Below are 6,394 nucleotides of genomic sequence, written 5' to 3' on the forward strand. Positions count from 1 at the left end.
GCCCGGCGATCCAGTCGGACAGCATCGGCACGTAGTCCTCGCCATGCCCGCTCGCCACGGCCGCCGCGTAGCTGTTCTTCACGGCGTTTCCGATCGGGTTGGCGACACCGGCCTCGTTGGCGACGCTCTCCAGGTAGCGCACATCCTTCAGCGCGTTGCTGAGCGTGAACTTGTGAGCGTCGCGGTCGCGCTCCAGAACGTATTTCATGAAGGTCTGGTAGAAGCCGCAATCCATGCGGCTGCCGCGTAGCACGCTGTCGAAGGTCTGAGGCGTGATCCCGATCTTCTGGCCGAGCGTCAGCGCCTCCGCATAGATCGCGGCATAGCCCAGCGACAGGAAGTTGTTGATCAGCTTCATCTTGTGGCCGTCGCCGACCGGGCCGAGATGCACGACCTTCTGGGCCCAGGCTTCGATGGCAGGCTTGATCCGGGCGAAGATCTCCGGCGTCGCGCCGACCATGGCCGATAGCTGCCCCAGTGCCGCCTGGGCCGGGGTGCCGCCGAGCGGAGCATCGGCGAGATGCAGGCCCCTCGCTTCCAGATCCGCAGCGATGCGGACGGTCACGGTCGGATCGGAGGTCGAGCAATCGACGATCACGGTGCCGGGCTTCGCCCCCGCCATGATGCCGTTCTCGCCCTTCACGACGGCCTCGACCTGGGCCGAGCCGGTGACGCACAGGAAGATGATGGTCGAGCGCGCCGCGAGTTCCTTCGGCGTCTTCGCCTCCACCGCACCGGCGGCGACCAGTTCCTCGACCGGCTTGCGGTTGCGGTGCCCCATGACGGTCAGCGGGAAGCCCTTGTCGACGAGATTGCGGGCCATGCCCTGCCCCATCAGGCCAACACCGATGAAGCCGACGGACTCTTTGGTTGCAGTCATCTTCAAATTCTCCCGCTGATATGGTTGAGATGAAACGGAACGTGGAGAAAACGGCCCGACTCGCCGGCTATCGCGAGCTCAGCGCTCACAGTGGACGATTCATGACTGCCGACGGCCCGCCCGAGACCAGCCGGACCAGAAGCCCCAGCGCGACGGGCATGACCGGCCGCAGCCGCGTCACCCTGCAGAGCATCGCCGACCATCTCTCCGTCTCGACCGCGACGGTGTCGCTGGCCCTGCGCGGATCTCCGCTCGTCGCCGAGGCAACCCGCGAGCGCGTCCGCGAAATCGCGCGGGCCATGGGCTACAGCTACAACCGCAGCGCCGCCTCGCTGCGCACCGACCGCACCAACATCATCGGCGTCGTCTTCCACGACATCACCAACCCCTACTTCGCCGAACTGCTGGCGGCGATCGAGGAGACGGCGGGCCGCCATGGCCGCTCGATCCTGCTCGGCACCTATGCGGAAGACATCGAGAAGCAGGCGCGGGTGCTCGGCAGCCTCGCCGAATACCGCCCCGACGGCATGATCCTCTGCTCCGCGGGGGGCAGCACGGCAGAGAGCCTCTCCCCGCTGACCGATGCCGGCGTCCCGATCGTGCAGCTCTCGCGCGAGATCGCCGGGGTCGATCTCGACTTCGTCGGCTCCGACGACCGGCACGGCACGACCCTGGCGATGGAGCACCTCATCGGCCTCGGCCATCGCCGCATCGCCTTCCTCTGCGCGAATGAGAGCATCTCGACCGGGCGCAACCGCTATGCCGGATATCGCGACTCGCTGGCGCGCGCCGGCCTGCCGCTCGATCCTGCACTGGTTCATTTCGACTTCGGCACCCGCGAGACCGGGCACAAGGGCATATTGAAGGTGCTCGATGCCGCCGACCCGCCGACCGCCGCCGTCTGCATGAACGACCTTGCCGCCTTCGGGGCCATGCTCGGCCTGCGCCATCGCGGACTGGAGGCGGGGCGCGACTTCTCCATCGTCGGCTGCGACGACGTCAAGGAGGCGGCGCAGTGGTTCCCCGCCCTGACCACCATCTTCAACTTCCAGAACGACATGGGCGCCAAGTCGGCCGAGTTCCTGGTGAACCGCATCGCGGACCCCGGCGCGCCGACGCAGCGACTGCTGCTCACGCCGTCGCTGATCGTCCGCGGCACGACCTGCCCGCCGCGCTGAGCGGCGCTCAGGCATCGTTCGCAGGTTTGGCATTGAGCGCGCGATAGGCCCTCACGACCTGCGAATCGTCGCGCCCGCCATGGCCGAGCCCGGAAGCCGCGAGGAACATCTGGTGCGCGGCAGCCGCGAGCGGCAATGCCGTCTTCGCCGCGCGGCCGGCGTCGAGCACGATGCCGAGATCCTTGACGAAGATGTCGACGGCGCTCGCCACGACCGGATCCGGCTCGTGCATCCGCGGCCCGCGATCACGGAGCATCCAGGACGAGGCGGCCGAGCCGCCCATGATCTCGAACAGCAAGCGCCCGTCGATACCCGCCTTCTCGGCCAGCGAGAGCGCCTCGGCCGCGACCGCGATATGGACCCCGCAGAGCAGCTGGTTGACGGTCTTCACGGTCGCGCCCTGCCCGGCCTTCTCGCCGACATGGAAGACCTTGTCGCCGAGCGCGTCGAGCACGGGCTTGGCCCGCGCGAAGCTCTCGGCCGGCGCGCCGACCATGATCGTCAACGTCGCATTGCGCGCGCCATTGACGCCGCCCGAGACCGGAGCATCGATGAAGTGCCGGCCTGTCTTCACAACCTCTGCCGCGACCGCCTCGGTCTCGCCCGGAGGACAGGTCGCCATCAGGATCACGGTGGCTCCCGGCGCCAGGGCGGCGAGCGCCCCGGCCTCGAACAGCACCGAATGCGCCTGAGCGGCATTGACCACCATCAGGACAAGCGCCTCGGCCCCCGTCGCCGCTTCCTTCGCGCTGGCTGCCGCATGCCCGCCGGCGGCGACGAGCGCGTCGCGCGCGGCCTCGCGCATGTCGAACCCGGTGACGTGGAACTGCTTGCCGACGAGGTTTTCGGCCATTGGGGCGCCCATGGCGCCGAGACCGACGAAGGCGATGCGGGAGATCGGTTGAGCGGACATGCGGACAGACACTCTTTCGAACGAAAGCGGGCACGGCTCGCGCCATGCCCGCAAGGAAGGCCGCCGGCTCCGAAGGAGCCGACGCCGAAGCTGGCTATTCCTTCACCGCGCCGGTCATCGACGCGACGTAGTAGTCGACGAAGAAGGAATAGAGGATCGCGACCGGGATCGAGCCGAGCAGCGCCCCGGCCATCAGCGAGCCCCAGTGATAGACGTCGCCCTCGACGAGCTGGGTCAGCACCGCGACAGGCACCGTCTTCTTCTCCGACGACTGGATGAAGGCGAGCGCATAGATGAACTCGTTCCAGGACAGGGTGAAGGCGAAGATTCCGGCCGAGATCAGGCCGGGCATGGCGAGCGGCAGGGTGATCTGCCGCAAGGTCTGCAGCCGCGTCGCCCCGTCGATCATCGCGCATTCCTCGAGCTCGTAGGGAATCGACTTGAAATAGCCGATCAGGAGCCAGGTGCAGAACGGGATCAGGAAGGTCGGATAGGTCAGGATCAGCGCCAGCGGCGAGTCGAACAGGCCGAACTGGAAGATCAGCGTCGCCAGCGGGATGAACAGGATCGAAGGCGGCACCAGATAGGCGAGATAGATCGCCAGGCCCACATATTGCGAGCCCTTGAACTTCAGTCGCTGGATCGCATAGGCGGCGAGCACGCTGGAGAACAGCGACAGCGCGGTGGCCACCGCCGCGACCATCATCGTGGTCCAGAGCCATTGCGGATAGTCGGTCTGGAACAGGAGCTTGTAGATGTTCTCCAGCGTCGGCGACTTCACCCAGAACGGGTTGTTGTTCTTGTAGTCGAGCAATTCCGCGTTCGGTTTGATCGCCGTGATCGCCATCCAGTAGAACGGGAACAGCAGCACGAGGACGAAAATCGACAGCGGCAGGTAGAGCGTGATGAAGCGCCGCGGGCCGGACGACCAGTCGATGACGCCTTCGCGCTCCTTGTCCGTCAGCTGCGGGCGCGCTCCGAGGGTCTGGTCAGTCATTGTCTTCCCCCTGCTGCCACTTGCGCCGGGACAGGCCGTAATAGCTGAACAGCGTCGCCATCACGAGGAACGGGATCATCGCCACCGCGATCGCCGCGCCCTCGCCGAGCTGGCCGCCCGGAATGCCGCGCTGGAAGGCGAGCGTCGCCATCAGATGCGTGGCGTTGACCGGCCCACCGCGCGTGATGGCGTAGACGAGCTGGAAATCGGTGAAGGTGAACAGCACCGAGAATGTCAGCACCACCGCCAGGATCGGCATCAGCATCGGCAGCGTAACATGCCGGAAGCGCTGCCAGGAATTGGCGCCGTCCAGCATCGCCGCCTCGTAGAGCGAGGGCGAGATCGTCTGCAATCCGGCCAGCAGGCTGATCGCGACGAAGGGGATGCCGCGCCAGATATTGGCGGCAATCAGCGACCAGCGCGCCGGCCAGGGCTGGCCGAGGAAGTCGATATAGGTGTCGCGCCAGCCGAGCACGTCGACGAGGACGTAGGAGATGATCGAGAACTGTGGGTCGTAGATCCACCAGAAGGCGATGGCCGAGAGCACCGTGGGCACGATCCAGGGGATCAGGATGATCGCCCGGAGCATGGACTTGAACGGCAGATGGTTGTTGAGCAGCAGCGCCAGCCACAGGCCGAGTGCGAATTTTCCGACCGTCGCCGCGCCCGTATAGAGCAGCGTGTTCCAGACCGAGGTGATGAACACCCGGTCGTGCCAGAGCGACTCGAAATTCTCGAAACCGATGAACTGCCCTATGCGGCCGATGCGCGTATCGGTGAAGGCGAGCCAGATGCCCAGCCCCAGCGGATAGCTGAGGAAGACCAGCAGGAACGCGGCCGCGGGCAGCAGGCAGAGGAAGATCAGGAAGGGCTTGTAGTCGAACAGGCGCACCAGCCAGTTGTGATCGAGGCTGTGGACGGTTCGCGATTCGGCGGCAGCAACGGCCATGGCGCGCTCGCAGTTGGACCGGCATTCCCGGCCGCCGACCATGGACGGCGGCCGGGAGAAGCGGGTCAGGTCCGGTAATAGCGCTTGGCGCGGCGCTCGGCTTCCTTGGCGGCCTCTTCAGGCGTCGCCTGGCCGGCGCAGACGGAGGCGACCATCTGGACGACGACGTATTCGGCATTCACCGTGCCGGCCGCCTCGTTGATCGCGCCCTTGTAGCCGCTCCACAGCGCGCGCTCCCAGGTGTCGCGATAGACGACGATCTTGGGATCGCTCGACCAGACCTTGCTGTCGGCATAGCCCTTCAGCGGCTGCGCCCAGTAGCCGGAGCTGCCGGTCAGCCACTTGTCGTAGTTCTCGCGCTCCATCATGAAGCGGAGATATTCCTTGGCGGCGTTCGGATACTTCGTGTGCTTGAATGCCATGGCGTTGATGATCAGCGCCGGCTCCGACGGCCGCCCGAGGATGCCGACGGGCATGGTCGCGTGATTCAGGTCCTTGCCGATCGCCGCCGTCTTCTCGTCCTTCGAGTTCTTGATCGAGAAGTAGAGCGAGACGCCGTTCTGGGTCAGCGAGATTTCGCCGGCCGAGAGGGCCTTGTTGTTGCTGATGTCGAGCCAGGACAAGGTGCCCGGGATGAAGGTCTCATAGAGCGCCTTGGCGTATTTCAGCGCCTCGATCGTCTCCTTCGAGTTGATCGCGACCTTATTGTTCTCGTCGACCATGTAACCGCCATGGGTCCAGACGAGCCAGTTGCAGAAGGCGTTGCCGTCGCCGACGGCGTTGCCGAGCGCGAAGCCGGCCGGATGGCCCTGCTCCTTGAGCTTGCGGCAGAGCTTCAGGAACCCGTCGAGATCCTTCGGAAAGGTGTCGAAGCCGGCTTCCTTGATATGGGACTCGCGATAGACCGCCGGCGCACCGGAAGCTCCCATCGGGATCGAGATCCACTGGTTGGTCTTGTCCTTCTTGCCGTATTTCTCGGCGATCGGGTACCAGCCGCCATATTTCTTGCCGAGCTCCTCGGCGATCGGCGTCAGGTCGATCAGCTTGTCGGAAAAGATGTGCGGGTCGTCGGCCCAGCCGACGACGACGTCGGGGCCTGCGCCGGTATTGGCGGTCACGGCCGTCTGCGGGCGCAGGTCCTCCCAGCCGGCATAGTCGACGCGCACCTGCACGCCTGTCGCCTTGCTGAAAGCCGCGGTGTTCTCGTCGAAGATCTGCTGATCGAGATCGACGAACTTGGTGGGACGCAGCACGCGCAGCGTCGCGCCCTTCTCGATATTGGCCTGCGCGATCGCGGGCGCGAGCGGCAGTGCCGCTCCTGCGGCAAGCCCTGCGCCGCCGATCAGGACGTCTCTTCTTGAAATGCTCATGGAACCGTCTCCTCCGTGGGGGCGGCGGAGGCCTGCATGGGACCTCCGTCCTGCATGGATTGTGGGCGTTGGACAGCCATCACCCACCGCCCGTTCCGATGGGCGGC

Annotated in this window: 6 protein-coding genes; 1 reads left to right on the top strand and 5 read right to left on the bottom strand. The window is 65.9% G+C overall.

Annotated elements, in window-relative coordinates; genetic code table 11:
• Nucleotides 1–880 (bottom strand): NAD(P)-dependent oxidoreductase (locus tag ACIPIA_RS08335; protein ID WP_400508456.1); only part of this gene is annotated, 880 nt, incomplete at its 3' end.
• Between the two features lie 158 nt (nt 881–1,038).
• On the opposite strand from ACIPIA_RS08335, the gene ACIPIA_RS08340 reads away from it, so the two are divergent.
• The gene (locus ACIPIA_RS08340; RefSeq protein ID WP_400508458.1) at nt 1,039–2,058 is read left to right on the top strand and encodes a LacI family DNA-binding transcriptional regulator; all 1,020 of its coding nucleotides are present in this window, start codon (nt 1,039–1,041) and stop codon (nt 2,056–2,058) included.
• 7 nt (nt 2,059–2,065) lie between these two features.
• Here the strand turns inward: ACIPIA_RS08340 and ACIPIA_RS08345 are convergent, their stop codons facing one another.
• The 4 genes from ACIPIA_RS08345 to ACIPIA_RS08360 all read right to left on the bottom strand — a co-directional run bounded on the left by ACIPIA_RS08345 (nt 2,066) and on the right by ACIPIA_RS08360 (nt 6,287).
• The gene (locus ACIPIA_RS08345; RefSeq protein ID WP_400508460.1) at nt 2,066–2,971 is read right to left on the bottom strand and encodes an NAD(P)-dependent oxidoreductase; all 906 of its coding nucleotides are present in this window, start codon (nt 2,969–2,971) and stop codon (nt 2,066–2,068) included.
• A 94-nt stretch (nt 2,972–3,065) separates the two neighbouring features.
• Nucleotides 3,066–3,968: a carbohydrate ABC transporter permease gene (locus ACIPIA_RS08350; RefSeq protein ID WP_400508462.1), complete on the bottom strand. Its 903-nt coding sequence runs from the start codon at nt 3,966–3,968 to the stop codon at nt 3,066–3,068.
• The gene (locus ACIPIA_RS08355) at nt 3,961–4,917 is read right to left on the bottom strand and encodes a carbohydrate ABC transporter permease (protein ID WP_400508464.1); all 957 of its coding nucleotides are present in this window, start codon (nt 4,915–4,917) and stop codon (nt 3,961–3,963) included. Before ACIPIA_RS08355 ends, ACIPIA_RS08350 begins: the two co-directional genes overlap by 8 nt.
• A 65-nt stretch (nt 4,918–4,982) precedes the next feature.
• Nucleotides 4,983–6,287 (bottom strand): ABC transporter substrate-binding protein, encoded by a 1,305-nt coding sequence (locus ACIPIA_RS08360; protein ID WP_400508466.1) that lies wholly within the window; start codon nt 6,285–6,287, stop codon nt 4,983–4,985.
• Nucleotides 6,288–6,394 lie beyond the last annotated feature (107 nt).

The organism is Allobosea sp. CER48 (assembly GCF_044752385.1).
GTDB lineage: Bacteria > Pseudomonadota > Alphaproteobacteria > Rhizobiales > Beijerinckiaceae > Allobosea.

Coding starts and splice junctions, on each gene's coding strand:
- ACIPIA_RS08340 (WP_400508458.1), top strand. CDS start 1,039: ATGACCGGCCGCAGCCGCGTCACCCTGCAGAGCATCGCCGACCATCTC.
- ACIPIA_RS08345 (WP_400508460.1), bottom strand. CDS start 2,971: ATGTCCGCTCAACCGATCTCCCGCATCGCCTTCGTCGGTCTCGGCGCC.
- ACIPIA_RS08350 (WP_400508462.1), bottom strand. CDS start 3,968: ATGACTGACCAGACCCTCGGAGCGCGCCCGCAGCTGACGGACAAGGAG.
- ACIPIA_RS08355 (WP_400508464.1), bottom strand. CDS start 4,917: ATGGCCGTTGCTGCCGCCGAATCGCGAACCGTCCACAGCCTCGATCAC.
- ACIPIA_RS08360 (WP_400508466.1), bottom strand. CDS start 6,287: ATGAGCATTTCAAGAAGAGACGTCCTGATCGGCGGCGCAGGGCTTGCC.